This window comes from Neobacillus nitrireducens (assembly GCF_030915405.1).
Taxonomy (GTDB): Bacteria; Bacillota; Bacilli; order Bacillales; family Cytobacillaceae; genus Neobacillus.
Genome location: NZ_CP133262.1, coordinates 1,293,669 through 1,317,122 on the forward strand (window position 1 = coordinate 1,293,669; position 23,454 = coordinate 1,317,122).

Annotated in this window: 21 protein-coding genes; 5 read left to right on the plus strand and 16 right to left on the minus strand. The window is 37.1% G+C overall.

Annotated elements, in window-relative coordinates:
• Window positions 1-245: 245 nt before the first annotated feature.
• The 5 genes from RCG22_RS06255 (at window position 246) to RCG22_RS06275 (ending at window position 6,042) form a co-directional block, all read left to right on the plus strand.
• Window positions 246-1,232, plus strand: coding sequence for a heme-dependent oxidative N-demethylase family protein (locus RCG22_RS06255; protein ID WP_308106200.1), 987 nt, complete (start codon window positions 246-248; stop codon window positions 1,230-1,232).
• A gap of 25 nt (window positions 1,233-1,257) precedes the next feature.
• Window positions 1,258-1,776, plus strand: a complete 519-nt coding sequence (locus tag RCG22_RS06260) for a hypothetical protein (RefSeq protein WP_308106201.1) — start codon at window positions 1,258-1,260, stop codon at window positions 1,774-1,776.
• Between the two features lie 56 nt (window positions 1,777-1,832).
• A complete protein-coding gene (locus RCG22_RS06265) occupies window positions 1,833-2,807 on the plus strand; it encodes a PDR/VanB family oxidoreductase (RefSeq protein ID WP_308106202.1) in 975 nt (324 codons plus the stop codon).
• An 85-nt stretch (window positions 2,808-2,892) separates the two neighbouring features.
• Window positions 2,893-4,389: an aldehyde dehydrogenase family protein gene (locus tag RCG22_RS06270; RefSeq protein WP_308106203.1), complete on the plus strand. Its 1,497-nt coding sequence runs from the start codon at window positions 2,893-2,895 to the stop codon at window positions 4,387-4,389.
• A 117-nt stretch (window positions 4,390-4,506) separates the two neighbouring features.
• Entirely contained in the window at window positions 4,507-6,042 is a 1,536-nt protein-coding gene (locus tag RCG22_RS06275; protein ID WP_308106204.1) for an APC family permease, read from the plus strand.
• 165 nt (window positions 6,043-6,207) lie between these two features.
• Here the strand turns inward: RCG22_RS06275 and RCG22_RS06280 are convergent, their stop codons facing one another.
• From RCG22_RS06280 to RCG22_RS06355, 16 genes are all read right to left on the minus strand, one after another.
• Window positions 6,208-6,519 carry an antibiotic biosynthesis monooxygenase family protein gene (locus RCG22_RS06280; RefSeq protein ID WP_308106205.1) on the minus strand — a complete coding sequence of 104 codons (312 nt, stop codon included), beginning with the start codon at window positions 6,517-6,519 and terminating at the stop codon, window positions 6,208-6,210.
• 223 nt (window positions 6,520-6,742) lie between these two features.
• Window positions 6,743-7,681: a glutarate dioxygenase GlaH gene (glaH, locus tag RCG22_RS06285; protein WP_308107102.1), complete on the minus strand. Its 939-nt coding sequence runs from the start codon at window positions 7,679-7,681 to the stop codon at window positions 6,743-6,745.
• Between the two features lie 293 nt (window positions 7,682-7,974).
• Window positions 7,975-8,310 (minus strand): DUF3870 domain-containing protein, encoded by a 336-nt coding sequence (locus RCG22_RS06290; RefSeq protein ID WP_176525506.1) that lies wholly within the window; start codon window positions 8,308-8,310, stop codon window positions 7,975-7,977.
• A gap of 58 nt (window positions 8,311-8,368) precedes the next feature.
• Window positions 8,369-9,583, minus strand: coding sequence for an L-2-hydroxyglutarate oxidase (gene lhgO, locus RCG22_RS06295; RefSeq protein WP_308106206.1), 1,215 nt, complete (start codon window positions 9,581-9,583; stop codon window positions 8,369-8,371).
• A 135-nt stretch (window positions 9,584-9,718) separates the two neighbouring features.
• The gene (locus tag RCG22_RS06300) at window positions 9,719-11,068 is read right to left on the minus strand and encodes an amino acid permease (RefSeq protein WP_374049466.1); all 1,350 of its coding nucleotides are present in this window, start codon (window positions 11,066-11,068) and stop codon (window positions 9,719-9,721) included.
• A gap of 268 nt (window positions 11,069-11,336) precedes the next feature.
• Window positions 11,337-12,794 (minus strand): aldehyde dehydrogenase family protein, encoded by a 1,458-nt coding sequence (locus tag RCG22_RS06305; protein WP_308106208.1) that lies wholly within the window; start codon window positions 12,792-12,794, stop codon window positions 11,337-11,339.
• Between the two features lie 17 nt (window positions 12,795-12,811).
• Entirely contained in the window at window positions 12,812-14,158 is a 1,347-nt protein-coding gene (gene gabT, locus RCG22_RS06310) for a 4-aminobutyrate--2-oxoglutarate transaminase (protein ID WP_308106209.1), read from the minus strand.
• A gap of 1,157 nt (window positions 14,159-15,315) precedes the next feature.
• Window positions 15,316-15,990, minus strand: a complete 675-nt coding sequence (locus RCG22_RS06315; RefSeq protein WP_308106210.1) for an ABC transporter ATP-binding protein — start codon at window positions 15,988-15,990, stop codon at window positions 15,316-15,318.
• Window positions 15,987-16,787, minus strand: a complete 801-nt coding sequence (locus RCG22_RS06320; protein ID WP_308106211.1) for a hypothetical protein — start codon at window positions 16,785-16,787, stop codon at window positions 15,987-15,989. The genes RCG22_RS06315 and RCG22_RS06320 overlap by 4 nt, the downstream gene beginning before the upstream one ends.
• Window positions 16,744-18,102 carry a nitrous oxide reductase family maturation protein NosD gene (nosD, locus tag RCG22_RS06325; protein ID WP_308106212.1) on the minus strand — a complete coding sequence of 453 codons (1,359 nt, stop codon included), beginning with the start codon at window positions 18,100-18,102 and terminating at the stop codon, window positions 16,744-16,746. Before nosD ends, RCG22_RS06320 begins: the two co-directional genes overlap by 44 nt.
• On the minus strand, window positions 18,095-18,676 hold the full coding sequence (locus RCG22_RS06330) for a hypothetical protein (protein WP_308106213.1): 582 nt from the start codon (window positions 18,674-18,676) through the stop codon (window positions 18,095-18,097). The genes nosD and RCG22_RS06330 overlap by 8 nt, the downstream gene beginning before the upstream one ends.
• A 60-nt stretch (window positions 18,677-18,736) precedes the next feature.
• Window positions 18,737-19,687: a hypothetical protein gene (locus RCG22_RS06335; protein WP_308106214.1), complete on the minus strand. Its 951-nt coding sequence runs from the start codon at window positions 19,685-19,687 to the stop codon at window positions 18,737-18,739.
• Window positions 19,657-20,619: a hypothetical protein gene (locus tag RCG22_RS06340; protein ID WP_308106215.1), complete on the minus strand. Its 963-nt coding sequence runs from the start codon at window positions 20,617-20,619 to the stop codon at window positions 19,657-19,659. The genes RCG22_RS06335 and RCG22_RS06340 overlap by 31 nt, the downstream gene beginning before the upstream one ends.
• A gap of 10 nt (window positions 20,620-20,629) precedes the next feature.
• On the minus strand, window positions 20,630-21,082 hold the full coding sequence (locus RCG22_RS06345) for a cytochrome c family protein (protein WP_308106216.1): 453 nt from the start codon (window positions 21,080-21,082) through the stop codon (window positions 20,630-20,632).
• Between the two features lie 366 nt (window positions 21,083-21,448).
• On the minus strand, window positions 21,449-22,714 hold the full coding sequence (locus RCG22_RS06350; RefSeq protein WP_308106217.1) for a molybdopterin molybdotransferase MoeA: 1,266 nt from the start codon (window positions 22,712-22,714) through the stop codon (window positions 21,449-21,451).
• Between the two features lie 204 nt (window positions 22,715-22,918).
• Window positions 22,919-23,443 carry a Rieske (2Fe-2S) protein gene (locus RCG22_RS06355; protein ID WP_308106218.1) on the minus strand — a complete coding sequence of 175 codons (525 nt, stop codon included), beginning with the start codon at window positions 23,441-23,443 and terminating at the stop codon, window positions 22,919-22,921.
• Window positions 23,444-23,454 lie beyond the last annotated feature (11 nt).

Genomic DNA, 23,454 nt, shown 5'->3' on the forward strand with positions numbered 1-23,454 from the left:
ATAAAGAATTCAAATTTGAATTTAACAAATACTAAAAAATTAAAAGAATATTGAATTGTGGCTATTTTGTGAACACTTTCAATCTGGCATAAAACTTGCAAATGTTTATATTAGAGGATTAGAAAAGAGGCGGTCTATAGAACTGGAACGATTTATTGCATGAACAGCAAGTAAAATAAGATTATTTTCCATCTATTCAATTTAAAAGTGAGTTTATTGTTCAAAAAATAAAGGAGGAATTTTTCATGTACAAATCTACTAAACTGGATTTATTTCCATATCCTTTTCGAAACATTAAAGAAGGTACCAACTACCGTTATTCAAATGACTTAAAAAAACTTGAAAAGCATGAACAAAATTGTGTTGTCATAACACCAGAATATGAAAAACAAATAAAAAGAAAAAGGGAATTACTTAATGAACAACCTGAAGTAAGATTCCAATCCTATCCACATACCATGGAAATGCAATGGGAAGTAGCAGAAATGCTGATTAATATGGCGGTTGAACGCTACCCGGAGCATTTCCAAGTTGAAAAAAATGGTAATTACTGGACTTTTCATAATTTAATCCTAAATGAAACGGAATCTTTCAAATTTGGTGATGAATCTAGCATCGAGCTAGAGCCGCTTGATCTAGTTGGCCGTCATTTCGCCACTGACTTTGTATTAATGGTTCTTCGGGATGACAATCTTTATTTGGAAGTTGCTCAAGAATCCTATGCAGCTTTATTCTCCCCTCACTGGAATAAAGGAATGTCCTTTGACGAAATTCATGGACCGGTACCATTTGTATCACGCACAGGTGTACCGCTAGTTGAAAGAGTTCGTAATTTCTTAATACGCAATGTTTTACCAGGTGAGCCATGGACCAGAATCAATTGGAATTTGATGGCAAACCGTTGGGATGTAAATTATGAAACATATGATATATGGGGACCAACACGCTCTCTAGTCACTCCAGAAAATGCCGGTAAACTAGTAAGACTTCGTGTAGAAGAACAATTTTTCTATCGTATGCCTAGAAGTAATGCGATTTTGTTCGTATTAAATACTCAATTCCTGCCAATGGAAGATTTGACATTAAAACCAGAATGGCTTGAACAAACCTACTCTATCCTCTCGGATATTCCTAAACCAATGGCTGATTATAAAGGATTTACCCCATTTATCGAACCTACTGTAGAATATTTGAAAAACTTGGTTGAAAAAGTAAAATTACAAACTAACTAGCGTGCAATGATTGGAGGTATGTAAAGTGGTATACAACAGCCCAGTATTATTTGATCAATCAGAAACAATTGTAGAAAAATTCACAGTAAGACATGATAGGAGAAAATTACTTATTATTTCTGCTGAACCAAGAGAAGCAGTAACAATCCAACAATTTACGAACGAAATAAATGACCAAAAAGAATATGAACTTATCGAAATCAATGATGAATTACAATTAAAAAATATTAGCGAAGTGTTTGATCGTCAAAAAATGGGGACACAACTTTATATCTCAGCTAAATGGGAGGATGCGGTTCCTATTTTTTCTTCAGCGATTGAGGCTGGGTTTTCAGAAGATGGAATTCAAACACTTATTTCTGGCGAGAAGAGACGATATGTTTATTGTATGAAATGCTATCATCTACAGGAAGTTGAACCTAAAGAATCAGATACAATTTGTTGCCATTGCCAAATCAGCTTAGAAATTGGTCCTTTCTTCTCCATAGAGCGAAAAGGATATATTGGATATCCTTACAACCCAGCTTTCGTAACATCAATTTAATAGTTACATGAGAAGTAAAAAGTAGAATTAAAGTCATAACGATGGGAGTGATGTTTATGAGAGCATTCGGAAAGATTAAAGTTTACGTAGGAAAAATAGTACAGGAAACAAGAACGGTAAGGCGCTTCCACTTGTATCCGGTTGATGTAGAATTACTGCCTGCATTTACAGGTGGTTCCCATATCGCTACATTTGTAAAAAGCGGTAATGGCGTTATTGAAAGAAATTACTCTCTTGTCAGCCATCCAACCGACCGTACTCAATATGCAATTGCCATTCGGAAGGATGACGCTTCAAGAGGTGGTTCCGTTTATTGGCATGATCAGATCAATGTGGGCGATCATTTAGAAATCAGTTGGCCTAAAAATCATTTCCCGCTGGCTTTCAAAGGAGCTAAACATCATGTATTTTATGCAGCTGGAATCGGTATTACTCCATTTATGACCATGATGGAGGATTTAACAGCAGAAGGAAAATCATTTGAATTACATTATTCTGCAAGAACGAATGAAGATTGTGCTTTTTATGACGAATTGCAGTCAAAATATCCCGGTAAATGTCACTTCTATTTTTCAAGAACAGAAAATCCTACTAGAATGACACCTGTAACCATGGCGGAACATCGGATTGGCACACATGTGTATTTCTGTGGACCCGTTTCAATGGTGAAAGAATACAAGGTAGCAGCGGACTCATACGGTTACCCAAGTCATTCCATTCATTTTGAATTATTTGCCACGACTGATGAAGGAGCGAAAAATCCTTTTGTTGTAAAATTAGCGAACAGCGGGAATCAGGTGGAAGTTTCTGAAGAAGAAACGTTATTAGAAGCCCTATTAAAAGCTGGGATAGAAGCTCCCTATTCTTGTAAGGTAGGTGGATGCGGTAGCTGCGAAGTACAAGTAGTTGAAGGTGAGGTTGATCATCGAGATCACTTCTACAAAGATGAAGAAAGACGTACGAAGAAAGTTATTTTAACCTGTTGCTCGAGAGCAAAAGAACTTGAAAAAGAGCTCGTTTTAGAACTATAATAGTGACTTTTTTCTGTAATAGATTCATAATTTTCATCTTTGGTATCTAAAAACGCTGAGGCGTATAAAATTGGAGGCAATTCTTATGACAACAACCACTCAAGTATTAGAATTAAAGATGCTTATTAATGGTGAATGGAGACTTTCTAGTAATCCAGATTCCAATAAGGTAATTAATCCGGCAAATGGTGAATTAATTGCGATCGCTCCTAGAGCAACAGTTGAAGAAACCAAAGAAGCCATCAAAGCGGCAAAAGAAACGTTTGAAAGTGGGGTATGGTCTAAGCTAAGTGCACAAGAACGTGCTCATTACCTATTGAAAATTGCTGATAAAATTGATGAAAAACACGATGAACTAGTAGATCTTGAGGTAAAAGATAATGGAAAAATTAAAGCCGAGGCTGATATTGATATAAGTGATGCTGCCTCTTGTTTCCGCTATTATGCCGGCCTAATTAGGACTCCAGATGGACAAACATACCATGTTGCCGATCCAATGCAAACGATGGTAGTACGTGAACCAGTAGGGGTTACAGGGTTAATTGTTCCTTGGAATTTCCCATTCTTAATGAGTGTTTGGAAATTTGCTCCTGCGTTAGCAGCTGGAAATACGATTGTGTATAAGCCAGCTGAAGTAACTCCGGTAACTGCGACGAAATTAGTTGAAATTATAGAAGAGGTTGGTGTCCCTAAAGGTGTAGTCAATTTGGTATTAGGAAAAGGCTCTGTAATTGGCGAGGTTATCGCAGCCAGCCTTGATGTAGATATGGTGTCATTTACAGGAAGCACTGAGGTAGGAAGAAGCATTATGCGTAACGCTGCAGGCAATTTGAAAAAAATCTCCCTTGAATTAGGTGGAAAGTCACCAAATATTATATTTGCTGATGCTGATTTTGAAGCTGCTGTTGATCATGCATTATTAGGTATTTTTTATGGCTCTGGTCAAGTATGTTCTGCTGGAAGCCGAATTATTGTTGAAGAAAGCATTTATGATCAATTCGTTGAGGAGTTCGTAAGACGCGCCAAAAATATCAACGTAGGACCAGGATTAGAAGAAGGTTCTGAAATGGGTGCCATTGTCAGTGAAGCACAGCTTAATACTATTCTAGAATATATCGAAATCGGTAAAAAAGAAGGCGCAACATTAGCATGTGGTGGAAATCGTCTTACGGAAAATGGTTTAGATAAAGGATTCTTTGTTCAACCAACCGTATTCATTAATGTATCTTCAGAGATGAGGATCGTAAAAGAAGAAATCTTCGGACCTGTGGGCGTTATTCAAAAGTTTAAAAATGAAGAAGAAGCAATTAAACTGGCAAATGACACAATTTATGGTCTTGCCGGCGGCGTATTTACTTCAGATGGAGCAAAAGCACTGCGAGTAATTAAACAAGTACGTGCTGGGATAACTTGGATTAACGCTTATGGACCAACTTACAACGAAGCGCCATGGCATGGATATAAACAAAGTGGCATCGGTTCAAGCCTTGGAACATTTGGATTAGATGAATTCCAAGAAGTGAAACAAATTAACATAAATCTTGCTGTAGGACCAACAGGCTGGTTTTCAGACGATAAATAACGATTAAAATAAATTAACTTTCTAATTAACTAAAGTTTACTGAATATTAGCATAACTATACATTGGCACAGTACTGGCAAATAGAATTTAATTACTATTTAAAGGAGGCTCAAAAATATGCAAAAAAATCAGAACAACATAATTGATGGATCTGCGACAGAACATCATGATAGTGATGCTGCGCAACTGGCATCGCTTGGATATAAATCTGAATTTCGCCGCGACATGAGTCCATGGGCAAACTTTTCGCTTGGGTTCACATATCTATCTCCTGTAGTAGGTGTGTACACACTATTTGCATACGCACTTGCGGTTGGCGGGCCGGCAATGATTTGGAGTTTTGTTATTGTCGGACTCGGACAATTACTAGTGGCACTTATCTTTAGTGAGATAGTTGCTCAATACCCTGTTTCAGGGGGAGTTTACCCTTGGGCCCGAAGATTATGGGGCCGCAAGTGGGCTTGGATGACTGGCTGGGTATACTTGATAGCTTTGCTTGTGACAATTGCCAGTGTTGTATACGGAGCAGGACCTTTTCTAGGACAAATTTTAGGGTTTCAAGCATCTGTGGACTCCACGATAATATGTGCTCTAATCATTCTTGTACTTGCGACTATCATTAATTTTCTTGGTACAAAGGTTCTTGCAACTGCAGCCATAATTGGTTTTGCTGCTGAGATTATTGGTGCGCTTGTTGTTGGTGGCTGGTTGCTTTTAACGGAAAGACATCACGGTCTTAACGTGCTCTTTGATTCTTTTGGTGCTCAAGGTAGTGGCAGCTATTTTATTGCATTTGCAGCAGCTTCATTAATTGGAATTTTTCAATATTATGGGTTCGAAGCTTGTGGTGATGTAGCTGAAGAAGTACCGAATCCGGGTGTTCTTATACCGAAGGCCATGCGTCGGACGATTTACATTGGCGGTGCTGCGGCAACTTTTGTTTGCGTTTCTTTAATCCTTGCCGTTGCTGATATCCCAGCTGTCATCGCTGGTGAGGACGTAAACCCTGTGGATACAATACTAAACGATGCTTTTGGCCCTATTGGAGCAAAAATTGTACTGGGTATTGTAGTGATTTCTTTCCTTTCATGTGCAATGAGTTTACAGGCGGCAGCAAGCAGACTTGCTTATTCGTATGGACGTGATGATATGATTATAGGAAGCCGATTGTTAAAGAAGTTTTCCGCTACTCGCCACATCCCACCATATGCACTTCTCCTTGCGGCTTTTGCGCCTGCCATCATTGTGCTTGGATCAAAAGTGTCTGCAGATGCAATCACAAAGATAGTCAGTTTTGCGGCTTTTGGCATTTATCTTGGATTCCAACTGGTTGTCCTTGCTGCGCTTCGAGCTAGACTTAAAGGATGGAAGCCAAGTGGGAAGTATCAATTAGGCAAGTGGGGACTGCCTATCAATATTGGTGCACTTATTTACGGAATTATCGCTATGATTAACATGTGCTGGCCAAGAACGCCAGATGCACCGTGGTTTGATAACTATATCGTGCTCATTTCAGGAGTGGTAGTTGTTGTTACTGGACTAGTGTATATGATGATTCATCGCAGCTATGGACATAGCAGTATGCCGTATAATGATGCAATACCGAAAAAATATATCTCGGAGCAAAACGAGCCCAAAGACATATCAATGTAGAATTTATGCTAACTCATATTTGGTGAGTAGGTTACGTCAAGTTCCACAGTGTCCGTGTCACTACAATTCATCTGATTCCATCTTTAATTACAAGGCTATGTTAATGAATAATGTTGATTTTTAAATAAAAGTCAGGGACTCTAATGTTTACGAGTCCCTTAATCCTTAATAAGAATCCCCTTGTGATAGATTTACCTTTTCAAAATGTTCAACTGTCGGAAAAGGGTGATAGAAACGGTGTAATAACGCTTTCCATTCTTGATACTCATTTGATTGTCTGAATCCTACAGTGTGGTCTTCTAAACTCTCCCACTTAACCAAAAGCAAATATTTACCCTCCACTTCCATACAACGCTGTAATTCGTGTGAAATATAGCCCTTCATTGTTGAGATAATTTTAGATGCTTTGCGAAATGATTCTTCATATTCCTGTTCCATTCCTGCTTTCACTTGAAGCATAGCGGATTCCAGTATCATTGACTCTCCCCCTAATAACAATGCTATTTCCTAATGGAAAAATTTGATAGTCTTAGGCTATCATTAGTCACGTTGTTGTAACATAGCCAAATACAAAGAAGGCAACTTCATAGTTAGTTGCCTTCTTTGTATTTGAGTTCCGAGATAAATATTCACTTACCCCAAGTATAAGGCATAATGTGGGTAACCGTGTCCAGAAAGTAATACCAGCTGTAGATAATAATTATTGGTTAAATCGCCCACGTTGGCGAAGTAACTCTCGGTATAGATTCGGATCTTTTTCAAATGCAGCACGCCCATGAAGCCAGAAAATATTATTGATCACGACAAGATTTCCAACTGGTAGTTCCAATTCTATTACATGATTATCATTTTCCAATGATGCAGAAAGATCACGAAGATATTTTGCTTGCTCAATGGTATCAGGATAAACAAATTGATCGATAAAACATATACCAGGCTTGTTATTATAATTGAAGAAAGTTAATCTTTCAATCTCTTGATCAATGTTTTTACTTTTTGGCGCTTTATACATAAATTTATGATTTGCTAACGGATGTTTGACATACTTGTCCATTTCATTCCAGTCATCAAGATGCAATAAACGTGATTCACCACCGCGGGCATTTTGTTCCACCATCTTCATCATTATCAGCCAATCTGTCGGCTCATCCACAAACGTACCATCTGTATGAAGTGTAAATAACCGATATGCTTGACGAAGATACGAGTCGCTGCTATCCGTATCTTTTACAGTGAAGCGTGCATAATACTTTCCCGACATTGCATCATGATTTGGAGCTCCCAATAAATGAGAAATAGCGGTTGAAAAAATTACATATTCGTCAGTATTTTCAGTAACACCTTCTAAACCAATAGTAAAACCACCGGATTGTCGATCATGTAAAATGCTCAGAAGAAGTTCAGCAAACTCTTCCCCGACTTGATTCAATAGATAAGAAGCAACAATATGGCGAGCAAATGGCGTATATTCCAAATGCCGAACGGAAATATCGTCCTGTTTTACTGCTTCCAGAAAATTAGAAAGCGCATTTGTTGAAATATTAATGTGATATAATCGGTCACTTTGAGGATGCGGTTCAATTTCATAAGCTTGTGTTTTTTGAACAAATTTTAATGCTTTCTTTTCGATAACATTCATCAATAAAACCTCCTGAATAATGATTAAATTATCTGTTATCCACTTGAAAACAAAAATAGCCAGTTATTCTGCTCAATAAAGACACAGTATAACTGGCTATTATCTACCTTATTGCCCTACATTAATAGAGTCATAGTAAATTTCACAGTTTTTTATTAAATTAATTTCCAAGTTTATAACAAACATGATCCACGTTTTTGAAAAGGTGACTATTCAAAAGGCGAATATACATTTTATTATCTATTAAAATATTAATCTATTTTTTCAATAGTGTCAATATTAATAATATTGTTTCATTTAACTGCTTTAATCTCATTTTTTTGCTGGTGATAGTAGAGAGAAAGGTCTTTTAGAGCAGCAATCAGCGCATTTATTGCTTTCCCGCGGTAATAATACTGAATATACTCAACATGTTTGTCAATTTCCTCATTCAAACTGATTCCCTTCAGTAAATTGCCAATGAATTCTCTCCCGTGCTCCGTTGCAAGTGTACAAGATGCTTCTAATATAACTCCATATTTAGTTTCCACTTCTGCCGTAATCGTTAATGTATCAAACACACTTTTAGCCGCCATCCCCTGTGGCAATCTTGCATGGCCAGCAATAAACATGACATTTGGATTTATCATAATTTTCTCCCTCAATTAAGCTTTATATTTTTATTTTGGTCTTACAAACATCTGTTTATTATAATGCAACAGACATTTTTAAATGACCTTGAACCGGTATTCGATTAACGACTTCCTTTCCGATTTCAATCGAAGCTGTTGCTGCAGGAGAAGGAGCATTACATACGTGAACACTGCTCTTCCCCAGAATAATATGGAAGTCATCAACCATGACCCCATCATTTTTCAAAGCTTGTGCACGCACTCCCGCTGGAGCAGGAACTAAATCATCTGCTTGAATTTCAGGAATTAATTGCTGAAGGCTTTCAACAAATTTTGCTTTGCTTACAGAACGAACCATTTCATCAAGGCCCTCTTTCATAAATCCACTTGCAAGCTTCCAAAAGCCTGGATACCCCATTACTTCTGCAAAATCCTTTAGATTGAAATCTGTCTTTTTGTAACCTTCGCGTTTAAAACTTAAGACTGCATTCGGCCCTGCATCTATTTCTCCGCTAATCATTCGTGTAAAGTGAACACCAAGGAATGGAAACTTAGGATTAGGGACCGGATAGATTAAGTGCTTAACAAGGTATCTTTTTTCTGGTTTTAATTTAAAATATTCGCCGCGAAAAGGCACAATTTTCATATCTGTTTGGTATCCAGCAGCTTTTGCTACACGATCACTATGTAGACCTGCACAGTTGATAACTAGACGGGCTTTATACGTTTTTATATTCGTTTCAATCAACACTTCGCCTTTATTCTCATTTATTTTTTCCACTTTCGTTCCTAGCTTGATTTCACCTCCATGTTGCAAAATAATTTCGGAGAATTTTTCGCTCACTTGACGATAATTAACTATTCCTGCCATCGGGACACGAATCGCCCCCAACCCATTGACATGAGGTTCAATTTCCTTTAATTCTCCTTTGCTGATCTTTTGAATGGCCAATTCATTTTCAAGACCACGTGAAAATAAGTTCTCAAGATGCGGCAATTCTTCTTGCTTAGTGGCTACAATTACTTTACCGCAGATATCATGTTCTATATCATGCTTTCGGCAAAATTCTATCATCGAACGGCTTCCCGCTTTAGCAAAACGCGCTTTAAAACTCCCCGGCTTATAATAAATCCCAGAATGGATAACACCGCTGTTATGGCCTGTCTGATGATCCGCTACCACATTTTCCTTCTCTAGCACTAAAACTTTCGCATCCGGATAACGTTCATAAAGTGCCATTCCCGTTGACAATCCCACAATTCCCCCACCGATTATCGCAAAATCATACATACTTTTCTCCTCAATTGTTGATTATTTTTTCTCTTTTCAAGACTTTTAAAAATAGCTTTTCCATCTGAGTGTATAGCAGATAGAAAAGCCAAATATTCTTCATAACAAATTTAATTAAAATGAACAGGTAATAGGCTATTCCCCTGAAGCTTGAGAAGTTGGTTTCGAGGGAACGGCTGTCTTACCTCTACGCAACATAAAGAAAGTGATAATAACAAATGCTGTAATTGCAAAGGTTGAGATAGTTGCATGCGCCAATTCTTTTCCAGCGAAAAACATTGCAACTAATGTGACGATTAAAAGTAAGATGACCGCATAAGATAGATATGGAAATAGCCACATTTTGATCGGATAGTATTTACCTTTATCACGATTGCGCAAGCGGATATGTGACATGGCAATAATCAAATAGACTAGCAGGCAAATTGCACCTGCAGCATTCGCTATAAAACCAAATAAATCAATTTTTATATCCAGGAATTTTAAGATTACTGCCAAATACGCAAACAATGTACTAGCCCACACCGCTCGTACTGGTACACCACTTTTACTTAATTTCGCAAAATATCTTGGGGCATCTCCTTCTAAGGCAAGAGAAAATAACATCCTTGAATTTGTGTAAAGAGCTGAATTTAAACATGAAAGCACTGAGGTTAACACAACAATCTGAACGATTGTGCCTGCATAAGGAATGCCAAGCGTGTCAAATATAGATGCGAATGGGTTTTGTAATTTAGCGGCATCAGATGTTGGAATCAGCATGGAGATAACCAAAATCGACCCGATATAGAAAACTAAAATTCTCCAAACAACACTGTTGATTACTGTATGAACTGCCTTTTTAGGGTTTTCCGATTCATTGACAGCAATTACGCCAATTTCTGTACCGAAAAAGGCAAACATGATAAATAACATTCCAAGTAAGATAGAGTTAATGCCTTTTGGCATAAAGCCACCGTGAGCTTCATTTAGAAGATTCGAAAACCCAGGAGATTCAACACCCGGAAAAATCCCTATTATCACCATTGTGCCTAAAACTAGGAAAACAATAATAGCTGCTACTTTAATAATCGCAAACCAATATTCAAATTCTCCATAGGATTTAACCGATACTAAGTTTGTAAATGTGAGCAGCAATGTTAGCACTAAACTCGTTAGCCATTCAGCGGACATACTTGGAATCAAACTATGCAAAAGATCAGCTCCTACCGAAGCCTCTAACGCTATAATATACATCCAGAAAAAATAATACAGCCAACCTATTGAATAACCGGCAGCGGGTCCAAATGCTTCAGTCGCATACGCCTTGAAAGATCCAGGCACTCCTACTCGCACACTTGTCATTTCTCCCAACATTCTCATTACCAAAACAACTAGAATTCCAGCAGTTAAGTAAGATATTATTACAGCTGGACCATATTTATTAATATCTAGACCACTGCCAATAAAAAGTCCAGCCCCAATGACACCACCAATTGATATCATTGTAATATGCCTTTGCTTAAGATTACCTTGTAACTTTGTTGGATTCTCCAAACATACCAACTCCTTTTAATTGCTAAATTTATTTTCTGAACAGTTTTTATTTACATTAAGAATCATTTTTACTTATCTGGTCTTTAGAAAATATTTTAGTTCATTTAGCTGATATGCCACATTTGATTGTCAGATATATTTGTTTATTTCTATAACTCGAAAATTCAGAAATCTATTGACGCGGACAGGTAAAGATTTTATTCTTCACCTTGCTGGGCTACATTTTTGTGGTAATTGTCACTGTTTTATAAGAAGTAAAAAACTCCATTGCAGCTTGTCCTTGTTCACGGGTCCCGGAGCTGGATTCTTTCATTCCACCAAATGGTGCTTGCGGTTCTGCCCCACCTGTTTCTCCATTAATTTGAACAAGACCAACTTCACTGTTTTTAATAAAATGAAAAGCTTTATCAAGATTTGTTGTAAAAAGCGAAGCACTTAATCCATAAATAGTATCATTTGCTTTTTCTAGTGCTTCTTCATAATTAGCCACTCTTATTACAGCTAATACGGGTCCGAAAATTTCCTCTTTAGCAATCGTCATCTCATTTGTCACATTGTCAAAAATAGTCGGTTCAATAAAATAACCACCCTGATAATCCGGACCTTCTAAAGTTTTTCCGCCATAATAAAGATTCCCCCCTTCTTCTATTCCCTTTTCTATATATGAACAAACTGTTTCATATTGTTTCTTCGAAGCAACTGGTCCCATGGTCACAGACTCATTAATCCCATCCCCAACCTTAATATCTTTTACGATTCCCATGATCTTTTCCATAAATAAATCATAGATTGCTTCCTCAACATACACTCTGCTAGTTGCAGTACATCGCTGCCCTGTCTGTTTCATACATCCCTCCACTGTCAGCTTTGCTGCTAAATCAATGTCCGCATCCTTCAAAACAACCACAGGATTCTTCCCGCCAAGCTCCAATTGGTATTTTTTATTTTGCGCCACTGCTCGAATACCGATAGCTCTTCCTACTTCGTTAGAACCAGTGAATGTAATGGCAGCAACATCCTCATGTTCAACTATGGAGTTTCCAAGAGCACTTCCTCTTCCATTTACTATATTTAAAACTCCTGCTGGTAAACCAGCTTTATCGAAAACCTCCGCAATCTTCACTGCAGTAATTCCTGCATCCTGAGCAGGCTTCCATACCACGGTATTGCCATATACTAAAGCTGGTGCTATTTTCCAGATAGGTATAGCTATCGGAAAATTCCATGGCGAAATCACCGAAACAACACCTACAGGCACTCGAGTGGTATAAAGTGTATTATTAGGATTGGCTGACGGTAGCATTTCCCCTGTTTTCCTCATGCCCTCTTGTGCAAAATAGCGTAAAATCATCGCCCCTCGCAATACTTCACCTTTTGTTTCTACGATACGTTTGCCCATCTCTTTTGTAGCAATTTCAGCAATTTCTTGTATATTTTCTTCGAGAAAATCTGCAGCCTTGCGCAAAATTTCTCCTCTTTCTACTGAAGAGCGTTGTTTCCAGTCAGAAAATGCTACTTTTGCTTGTTGCACTGCTTCTTTTACCTCTTCAATTGATGAGACTTGAGTAAACCCAATACTTTCAGAAGGTTTGGCAGGATTGAAATGTTCATGTTTCTCTCCTGTTGACGATTCCGTCCAGCGACCACCAATATAATTTAAATAATTACTCACCATTATCTTCTCCCCTATAATCACGACTGTTTTTTCCCCACTTCTTGAGCAATGACATTTTCCAAAATAGATAAGCCTTTCTCCAATTGTTCCTCTGTAATTGTCACAGGTGGTAAAAAGCGTAGAACATTTCCATAAATTCCAGCACTTAAAGAAATTAGTCCTTGCTTCCATGAAGCTTCAACAATAGCCCCCGTCAATGCCTTATTCGGTGTTTTTGTCTCACGGTCTGTGACTAATTCAAGTGCACACATTGCTCCTAAGCCACGTACTTCACCTACAACTGGGAACATTTCCTGAAACTCACGCAATTTCGCTTGAATTTTTTCGCCAAGCCACGCGCTTCTTTCTACTAAATTTTCTTCTTCAATAACATTTAATACAGCTAAGCCAGCCGCACATGCTAACGGACTTCCTGCAAAAGTTCCACCTAGTTGTCCTACGCCAGGAGCGTTCATTATTTCTTTTTTTCCTGTCACTGCGCTTAAAGGCATGCCTGCAGCCAGGGATTTGGACATCGTGATTAAATCAGGTTCTACGCCAGAATGTTCAATCGCAAAAAGTTTTCCAGTACGGCAAAAACCCGTTTGAATTTCATCTGCAATGAAAAGAATATTATTTTCTTCACAAATCCGTTTCAGTCCTTGAACGAAACGAGCTGACGGAACAATAAATCCACCTTCACCTTGTACCGGTTCCATGATAATGGCTCCAATTGCTTCTGGTGAAGCTTCGGATAGGAAGAAATCTTTAAACTTGTTAAGAATTTGATCATCTATTTGCTCATTTGTCATACTATAATCACTACGGTAATAGTAAGGGTAAGGCATACGATAGGTTTCGTTTGCGAAAGGACCGAAGCCTTTTTTATATGGTTCAACCTTACTTGTCAAGCTCAATGTTAATAATGTGCGGCCGTGATAAGCTCGGTCAAATGATACTACCCCTGATTTCCCAGTATATTTCCTTGCGATTTTAATGGCGTTTTCTACAGCCTCAGATCCGCTATTTACAAACATTGTCTGCTTTTCAAAATTCCCTGGTGTCACTTCATTTAACTTTTCTGCTAATTCAATATAGCTTTCATAAGGAGCTACATGGAAACAGGTGTGAATAAATTTAGATAATTGGTTCTGAATAGCTTCAACTACTTTCGGATGATTGTGTCCAATATTTTGAATACCGATTCCTCCGGCAAAATCAATGTATTCTTTTCCATCAACATCTTTAATAATGGCGCCTTTGGCAGAATCGACATAAATTCCTGTCACATGATATGGACCTCTTGGAACCGCTTTCTCACGCCTTTGCTTTAATTCAGCTGATTTATTAATTTCTACATTCGTTACTTCCTTTACATTTACCATGGTTTCCCCTCCTATTAAATATGACACTTAAACTGCAAAAAAAGAACCAGCCACATTAATGAATAGAACACCTAAAAAAGGTATCTCATTTCATTAATACAACTGGTTTTTAATCTAAGTTTTGCTTCGTTTCTCAACAAAGTCAATTAGATTTGGCAGTTACTTTTTGAATTTCCCAAAACTTACTTTACTCATAATTAAAGAAATATAAACTACAATATTATGTTTTTAATTTTACAAACATTCGGAATAGTTGTCAATAAAATTCTTAGATCACCCTATTTTCTCATCTTCAATAGTTTATTTAATTACTTTTGATACGACGGCAAACATAATCTCAAGAAAAATGTTAATAATCATTATGCTCCTCCTATTTTTTTTATAGCAATCCTAATTATGATAAAAGGATGATATCTATTTATTATCAGATTGATTTCAGACCGAATAATCTTATCGTGGTTTAGAATCTATGACCGTGATATCTGTCACAATGAAAATGCTATCAATATGAAGGTTTTAAGACAAAAGAAAAAAGTTGCTCATTGGCAACCTCACTTATACTTCCATTCATTTTCCTTATTATTTGCATAAAAAAATCCACCTTTCATTCAGAATTTGGTGGATTTGACACACTAGTACAGACAAAATCAGTCGCACTAGTACTATATAATTTCAGAAAAAAAACTGGTAACTTTTCACTCGTAAATATTGATAAATCAAGTCTACGTGGATATTCTCAAATAGGTAAGTACCGGAGACTTTAATTAAGAAAATGAATTTGTCTTTCACTAACTCCCAATTCCTTTAGTGATCGATTGATTGCAATCATAAACGGTACTGGACCGCAAAAATAAAAGTCGGCATTTTTAACATGATTACAAAAATATGGCTAATAATTCACCTTTCGTATATTGTTTTGAGGTTCCACTGATTATTTCCTTCCTGTAATTAAATAGAACAATTCATCACGATCAATAAAACTCCCTTTAAATTCATGTGTCAACCCTTGCTGTCCGACAATTTAATCTGAATCGGAAATGATTTTCCAGGGGTAAACGTTTTAGGTGTATAAAGGTTCACATTATACTTTTCAGATCCACAGCTTGCTAGTAGAACTAGCATTAGACTACATATAATAAATAGGAATCTATTCATAATTATACAACTCCTGTATGTGTATAAAAATCTGATAGAAAACGTTTTGCAGTCATTTTCATTACCGTTTGATTCTCGATCAATATAACATGAGTCCCTACTCTTTGGATTTCAGAAAGATGATGCGAAGAAAAAATAACAGTTTTCCCCATGTCATTAAATGACTGAATAATATCAATGATTTCTTCCCGACCATATGGGTCGATACCAGAGGTCGGTTCATCCAAAATAATAAGCTCTGGATCCCCGAGAAAGGCGAGACTTAAGCCAAGCCTTTGTAGCATTCCTTTTGACAGTTCTCTTGCCTTTTTACCTTTGTGCTTGTCCATCCCGGTTAGTTGCAAAACTTTTTCTATATCATCCAAATGACCTTTTTTCAAAGCAGTGAAAAATTCAATATTTTCAAAGACTGTAAGTTGAGGGTAAAGTTGAAATTTCTCAGGGAGGTATGATATTTTCTTTATCCATTTCTTAGATTTTTTTACATCATTCTCCATCACTTTGATCGTGCCCGTATAACCAGGTAACATTCCAAGAATGGTTTGTAGTAATGTTGATTTACCTGCACCATTTCGACCAGCAATTATACAAACTTCTCCCCTTCCAATCTGGAGGGATACATTTTTTAATACCTGAAAATTTTTATGCCACTGATTAACTTCTTCGAGTTCAATCATTCTTTAAAGCCCCCTTTCTTTAATGCAAGCAATCCCAATCCATAAGAGATTCCTAGATAAAACAAGAGATTCAAAAATAAAATTAAAGTGGGAGAGTGAAAAGTAACATGGTCAAACATAAGGCTAAAGCTATCCATATCAAAAACATTAAGTTTAACGTTTAAAAAATAGCGCATCGTATTAATAGGCGAGAGAAAATAAAATATAGAAAATAAAAAGACATCACTTGAATGAATACTCGGAACGAAGTAGATTAATATTAAATCATAAATAAACAAATAAAAGAGCCAAATAATCAATATATATGAAAGAAGACGGATCCGATTTTCGGTAATAAAACCGAGGAAGCACCCCAATTGGTTAAAGATCATCGATATAAAAATGATGGATAATAGGAAATATATAAAAGGCATGAATGAAACTTGGACATAGAACTTACTAAATAGGGTTATTAATAAATAGGAAATTCCTATAATAGAACCCATAATTACATGGATAGATAAAGATTTTTGCCAAAAAAACTGCATAGGCGAAACGTAACGCGTCAATAAAATGGGCATAGTTTTTTGCAACTTTTCTTGTTGAATGGAGAATGATGCAATAATCATAGAAAGTAAAGGAATGAAATACATATTTGCTTGAAATAATGGAACAAACAGTTGAGACAAAGTTATCTCAGAATTATAGCTTATCATCTGGCGAATAATTAAAAGGGAGACACTAAGAATTAAAAATATAGAAGAACCTACAATTTTACTCCGATACATTTCTTTCCATTCTTTTAACAGAAATAGCATGGGCAATTTTCCTCCTAAACTGTCGAAATAACAATACTACCAAAGTACTGATAATCAATATATTAAAAACATTCATGTTTTCTTTTTTCCATTGTAAGGATATCGGATGGGGATCCTCTATCTGAACCTGATCTTTTGATATAGTTTGTTTAACAGTCTCATAAATTTTTAGGGAAGGACTATCCAAAAACAGATATCCCAATTGATTCTGGGCTAAGATCTCACCATACGAGGATGAATAGGTATATGGTTTATCACCGACCCCATTGTCGTCTAAATCAAACAAGATGCTGTCTGACCATGCATTTCCGATTCCTTGGCTACTCCAGCGATTTCGATCAATTTTTCCATTTGAGCTATATTGAATTACATTAGAATTAAATTGATTTTTCGTAAAACGGTTTTGAATGGAACTAGTCCAGATTTCAATTCCTATATTGTTATGGACAATTTCATTATGAGCAAACAAATTTCGATTCGATTGGTCTACAAATAAACCTTTTTGATTCATCATCATATAGTTATTTTTTACAACATTATCATTTGCTGTTTGTAATAGTAATCCAAATGATAATAAACCCCGATTGTTATAAAAATAGTTTTTTTCCAATTTAATCCGATTGGAGTACATAATAGCTGCACCACCGATATTATTAAAAAAACGGTTATTGTAAAAAGAATTTTCATTAGAATACATATAATGCAGGCCATATCGAACATTAAAGATCCTATTTCCTTTTATAAGGTTTTTTTCTGAAAACGAAAAGTACATACCATCACGGCTTTGTGTGATGCTATTGTTCTCCAAATGATTTCTGTTTGAATAAAACAAATGAATACCATTACCGCGATCCGCAGAACGCAGAGATTTAATTCCAATGACCTTATTTCCATCCAAGGTATTATCATTTGCCTTTTCAAGATAGATACCGTGTAGAGTATGATCGATTTTGTTTTGAACAATGTAATTCTTGTCCGATCGTACTTTGATACCTGCATCGTCATGTGTTAACATTCTACCGCTGTTCTTAACTGTAAACCCCTTAAATGTTATTCCATCAGCCGATAAAGTAACTACATTCCCTTTCCTATTCCCTATAATCGTGACATTACCATTTGCAATTAATGAAACCTTTTTATTAATGTTAAGATTTCCGTAATATATGCCTTGAGGAACCTGTATCTCATCTCCGATGCCAACTGATTGAATCAACTCTTGAATATCATTCGTTGTTTTTTTTTCCACAATCCTTGCATATGATGTAATCGGAAAAGCCATGAAAAAGACGATCAAACAAACAACTAATTTATTCATCTTTGAACCTCCAAATGGCAATAACCATAAGGAAAAAAGATGCACCCAATCCGTAGGCACCTAATTTAAATCCCATTGACGTATGAAAATTTGCAATTTGATTTTCCCCAACCATTGGCGGTATAAACGGCTTGTAATCTATTGGGGCCTTCGGATCTAAGTTCATACCGAAATCATATAGCCAATGGTATATATCAAATAAACCTATTACACCCGCAATACAAATCAAGCCTGCAGCGATAACTCCGTACTTTATCTTTCCAGTAAAAGTGACTATGAGAGACAATAAGGCTAAAATAATAAGAGCAAATGGAATAACTTTTAATTCCGCAAAATCCTTTGCATGAACCTCTTTCATGCCGATATAATGGTTTAAGGTATTTAGGATTTCCATATCTGCAATATTTCCTAGTTTTGTTGGATAAACTAGTAATCTTAATCCTTCAGGGTATTGAGGAGCGACTAAGGTCATTCCCCACCAAGGATAGAATATTGACAAAATCAATAATACTCCAGCAACCCCAAACATTATCCTTCCGAATAGTAGCAATTTCCCTCTCCATATTCTACTCAAATAAGACCCTCCCTCATTAAGTTCCTATGGGCCCTAAAAAGGGCCCATAGCCCCACCTAATTATTTAGGTGATACCAATAAGTAACCTGTCATTTCCTGGTGTAAAGCCGAGCAGAAATTGGTGCAAGCAAGCGGGAAAACCCCTGACTTGTCAGCAACAAATTCAAGCGTATTTGTTTCCCCAGGTTGAATTTCCATATTTTGGTTGTATAATGATATACCTAGTCCATGTGTAATATCTTCATCCAAGTCGATATTTGTAATATGGAATATTACCTTGTCACCCTGTTTAACTCGGACAACATCAGGCGTTTTACTTTTAGCATCGAAAACAAAACGCGAACGCACTGCAATACCGTATACATGGACTTCATTCCCTTTACGTTCGATATGGGCATTTTCTTTTTTCCAGACCGAGTTTGGACGTGAAGTTTCCTTCGGATATATTTCTATTGGCTTAATTTTATCCGCCTTTATCATTTGAGCATAATGCGGCTCAGGATCAGCAGGTGCACTGTAAAGCATTTGCATTTTTTCCTTAGAAATATCTATCAACTGTAGGCTTTCCGGATGGGACGGGCCAACAGATAAATATGAATCTTTCGAAAGTTTATTCAAGGATACTAAATAATTACCATCAGGTGACACAGAATCTCCTTCTGCAGCTGCTGCGTGACCTGGCGAATATTGAACAGGAATTTTGTCGATCACTTTTCCTGTTTTAATGTTAAATTTAGTAATCGCACTATCAATAAACAAAGTGGTATAGGCATTTCCACGACCATCAAACTGCGTGTGCAATGGTCCTAATCCTACTTCAACTTCTTTATGGCGGACTGATTCATACTTAATGACGGGGAGACCTCTCACCTTACCTTGAAAATCATTATTTTCCACCGCTTTAAAAGTCTTTTCCCAGTCGTAAACTGTCACTGTAGGTGATAGCTTCCCGCTTGAAAGATAATACTTTCCATCTGGGGTTACATCCACTCCATGAGGACTTTTAGCCACCGGAACAAGGAACACATATCCTGGGTCTTTACAGGATCGAACATTTTTGCCCCATTAACGATTTTGTAATTTCCTTTCGCAACTTCTTTTTCTATCCCTTTCCAGTTGAAAATAACAAGATAATCGCGATCATTTTGGGAAGCCCCAACCTCAAGGGTTGTATTTGCTTCTTCCGTGTTATACGTGGTCATGACAGCCCAACCATCAGATATTTTTTTACCTGCATCTGATAAATCGTAAGACCAAGGCGGAAGATCAATTTCCCATGCGAGATTCATCTTTTTCTTGTCAAAATCATATTGAACAGCTGCGGTAACCCCCCTATATTTATTACTAAATTCACTAACATCTGCATATTCATTTCCAAGTGGTGCTGAAAACCGAGTTGGCAAAAATACGTATTCCGAATTGGGTGTTACAAATGCTGCACAATGGGGACCATTTACATTTGGAATCGGCCCCAAAATGTCAACCGTATGAAAAGTTTTCAAGTCAATTACTGCTGCTCGGTTATTTTGAATATCAGTGGCAAATAGAGCACGGCCATCATACTCACCCTTTGTCTCACTTATCGCAACATGGTGAAGGTCGCCCCATGTAAAGTTACCCAACATCGATTTTGTGTCTTTACTCCAACCGTAACCAGATGCTGATTCAGGGGTGAATACCGGGATCGTACGAATGCGCCTCATCGAAGGTACACCGTATACAAAGACGTTCCCGGAATGACCTCCAGATGCAAATAAGTAATATTTGTCTAAGCTTCCTGGTGGAACGTACGTTTTTTCAGCGGCTGATCTAGAGGATTCTACCTTTGAACCACTTCCTGCAGCAGGTTGATGAAAATCTACAAAAAACGCAAGTGCTATAACAACCCCTGTTAACAGTCCCGAAAACAGCGGTGTAAGCCATCTTTTTTTCTTGACATTCATGATTTTCCTCCTACTTCTCTGTTAATAGTTTACTAATTTTGTCTTTTACTTCGTCCGTTAGTTTTAAATTAGAAAGAACTCCTGACATAACTTGACTTTTTGGATTATCCAGGTAATCTCGGAGGGAAATCTCATACTTTTCTTCTATAACGGTTCCCATCATAGGATTCGTTAAATCTGGGCCTTGTTTCCCACCCTCTAAACCATACTTAGACATTGAATGACAAGTAATGCAGGTACTTTTTACAAAAATCTGGGCTTCTGGATTGCTTGCCGTTTTTGTCTTGTTATCTTGCCCTTTAACCTTTTCTGACTTTTCTTTCGGTATATCCTTTACTGTTGATTGGCCAGATTTAGCAGCACTTACCGATGTATTTGTGCTGAATGCCATTTTTCCAATCCCAATTGTCAAAGCCAAACCAAGAATAAGTCCTATAGAAAAAATACTTAGAAATCGTGTCATACTCTCACCCCCCTTCGTTGAATTTATTACCTTCTGGCAGTTATAAAATTACTCCTGAATGCTCTATCAAAGTGTGAGGTTTACCACAGTTCCCCCAGTATTCAAAGAATGTTTCAAAGTTTGTTACAGAAGAGATAAAATTAAAAATTGGACCTTTTATGAATTAGAAAGTGGACTGTTACAATAAAGAATAAAGAAAATTCTCGTTCTCTATTTAAGCTTTGTCCTACTGATTACCTCGACTTACCTGTTTAGTAATACATATCAAAAAGCCCACCACCCAAAGGATGATAGGCATAAATATAATTGAAATATTCATAATCTAACTTTTGAACTTGCTCCCCTAGTATCCGGCTCGTTCTTCTCTCACTCCCACAGAAATTGGCTTCCTTCGTTATCCTCCAATAAAAGGACTTTTACCCAATCTCCTTTTTGGAAAGCGCGGGTACTGGCAGGCAAGATGATCAATGTATCTGTTATTGCAAGGCTTAAGACAATATTAGACTTGTCCATACCAACAGGTCCAGCTAGTATCTCTCCATTTTCATAGAATAACCGACCTCTTATAAAGCGGGTAAAAGGATTAACTTTTGGAAAATCAAAAGTCAACTTGGCCGAAACCACTTTTAAAAAAAGGTTTTCACAATATAACATCCTCTTGAGAATCGGTCTTACGAACAAATCAAAACCAACATAGCTTGCTGAAGGATTGCCAGAAAGACCAAATAGCAATTTACCTTCAAGAGCTGTTACAGTAGTCACACTGCCAGGACGCATTGCCACTTTATTAAACAAGACTTCTCCATTTAACCTTTTATAAACCTCCGGCATAAAATCGTAATCTCCAACTGAAACACCCCCAGTTGTGATGATAATATCAAACTTTTTTAATGCCGAAGTAATAGAATTAAAGCAGGTTTCAATCTCATCAGGGAGCAATCCAAGATAGACAGGGTCTGCACCAATTCTTTTGGCTTGAGCAACAATCATATAGGAATTACTGTTTCTTATTTTCCCTTCTTGCATAGCCTCATTCACATCAAGTAGTTCAGAACCAGTAGCAAAAATCCCTATTTTCGGTTTGACTGCTAAAGGAATACGAGCATATCCGAATGTAGCAAGTACAGCTTTTACCCCTGGGTTTACTCGGGTTCCTTTTTTTATGATTGTTTCACCGTATTTCGTCTCTTCTCCTTGGAAAGAAAGGTGTTCTCCCTTTTTCACTTTTCGTTTTATAGAAATGTATTTCTCTCCATTCCTATTAAATTCCTTTACTAACTCCAGCATAATGACGGCATTTGCCCCTTTTGGAGTTTTCGCCCCAGTCATAATTCTAGAAACTTCAAATGCACCTATTTCTTTTGTAGGTACCCTTCCAGCCGGTAATTCCTCTACCACTTTAAATTCTATTGGCGTAGTTGAAGAACAATGTTTGGTATCTTCCGCTCGAATTGCATAACCGTCATAACCAGAACGGGTAAACAATGGCACATCATGGGTTGCAATAATATCTTCAGCCAGATAGCGATTGTCACAGTGTTCGATCGGAATCATTTCGGTTTTTCCAACAAGACAATGTGCCATTAATTTATCTATAGCTTCGTTAATTTGCATCGGGTATCGTTTCTCCATCTTTTCGTTCACCCTTCCAGTGATTAACCCATTCCCTGTTGATCTTTTTTATAAATATAGATTCCGATTGGAAAAAGTAAAAGGTTTAAAAAACAAAATAATAGAACCTTTCCATAATTTTGATAGAAGTATTGATGAACCATATATTGAGTAAAGACAATATTCAACATTAATATTCCACAAAGCAAAAGTAAACTTTTGTATCTATACCTCATATCGTTTCACCCCAGTTGCATAAATTGACCCATTTTCTACTGTTACATATATTTCAGGAAGGGGACGTCTTGGCGGACCAGCTATAGGTACACCTGTTTCCACATCAAATTTTCCATGGTGGCAAGGACAGAGCATTTCTCCGTCTTCCTTCTTCCAAAATACAGGACAACGGAGATGGGTACAGGCATTTTGATAAGCAACATACTTATTTTCTGATAAACGAATTAATATAGCACTGTCATGTTCACCTGGAAAAGCAAAGTCCACCGAATCACCAACAGCCAAAGAATCAACCTTAATAATTTTCTGCATAGGATACCTTTTGTCACTTAGGCCTGATAATTCCTTTGCGGCTAATACTCCCCAGGGAAGAGATGAAACGGCGAACATTCCTGCTGCCCCTACCAAGGTTTTCATGAAGCCACGTCTGTCAAGGTTTCTCTCAGTAGAACGATTTATATTATGTGTGTAATTATCTTCCTTGAATGGGATTTTATCATTCTTCTCTATCATTTGAATCTCTC

What these genes read in the sequence shown, in the direction of transcription:
- RCG22_RS06265 (WP_308106202.1), top strand. Translation starts at nt 1,833, where the DNA reads ATGAGAGCATTCGGAAAGATTAAAGTTTACGTAGGAAAAATAGTACAG.
- glaH (WP_308107102.1), bottom strand. Translation starts at nt 7,681, where the DNA reads ATGAATGTTATCGAAAAGAAAGCATTAAAATTTGTTCAAAAAACACAA.
- RCG22_RS06355 (WP_308106218.1), bottom strand. Translation starts at nt 23,443, where the DNA reads ATGATAGAGAAGAATGATAAAATCCCATTCAAGGAAGATAATTACACA.
- RCG22_RS06315 (WP_308106210.1), bottom strand. Translation starts at nt 15,990, where the DNA reads ATGATTGAACTCGAAGAAGTTAATCAGTGGCATAAAAATTTTCAGGTA.
- RCG22_RS06340 (WP_308106215.1), bottom strand. Translation starts at nt 20,619, where the DNA reads ATGAATGTCAAGAAAAAAAGATGGCTTACACCGCTGTTTTCGGGACTG.
- RCG22_RS06300 (WP_374049466.1), bottom strand. Translation starts at nt 11,068, where the DNA reads ATGATATCAATTGGTGGTGTCATTGGGGCTGGACTTTTTATTGGCAGT.
- RCG22_RS06255 (WP_308106200.1), top strand. Translation starts at nt 246, where the DNA reads ATGTACAAATCTACTAAACTGGATTTATTTCCATATCCTTTTCGAAAC.
- RCG22_RS06270 (WP_308106203.1), top strand. Translation starts at nt 2,893, where the DNA reads ATGACAACAACCACTCAAGTATTAGAATTAAAGATGCTTATTAATGGT.
- RCG22_RS06275 (WP_308106204.1), top strand. Translation starts at nt 4,507, where the DNA reads ATGCAAAAAAATCAGAACAACATAATTGATGGATCTGCGACAGAACAT.
- nosD (WP_308106212.1), bottom strand. Translation starts at nt 18,102, where the DNA reads ATGAATAAATTAGTTGTTTGTTTGATCGTCTTTTTCATGGCTTTTCCG.
- RCG22_RS06290 (WP_176525506.1), bottom strand. Translation starts at nt 8,310, where the DNA reads ATGATAAATCCAAATGTCATGTTTATTGCTGGCCATGCAAGATTGCCA.
- RCG22_RS06350 (WP_308106217.1), bottom strand. Translation starts at nt 22,714, where the DNA reads ATGGAGAAACGATACCCGATGCAAATTAACGAAGCTATAGATAAATTA.
- lhgO (WP_308106206.1), bottom strand. Translation starts at nt 9,583, where the DNA reads ATGTATGATTTTGCGATAATCGGTGGGGGAATTGTGGGATTGTCAACG.
- RCG22_RS06320 (WP_308106211.1), bottom strand. Translation starts at nt 16,787, where the DNA reads ATGCTATTTCTGTTAAAAGAATGGAAAGAAATGTATCGGAGTAAAATT.
- gabT (WP_308106209.1), bottom strand. Translation starts at nt 14,158, where the DNA reads ATGGTAAATGTAAAGGAAGTAACGAATGTAGAAATTAATAAATCAGCT.
- RCG22_RS06345 (WP_308106216.1), bottom strand. Translation starts at nt 21,082, where the DNA reads ATGACACGATTTCTAAGTATTTTTTCTATAGGACTTATTCTTGGTTTG.
- RCG22_RS06305 (WP_308106208.1), bottom strand. Translation starts at nt 12,794, where the DNA reads ATGGTGAGTAATTATTTAAATTATATTGGTGGTCGCTGGACGGAATCG.
- RCG22_RS06280 (WP_308106205.1), bottom strand. Translation starts at nt 6,519, where the DNA reads ATGATACTGGAATCCGCTATGCTTCAAGTGAAAGCAGGAATGGAACAG.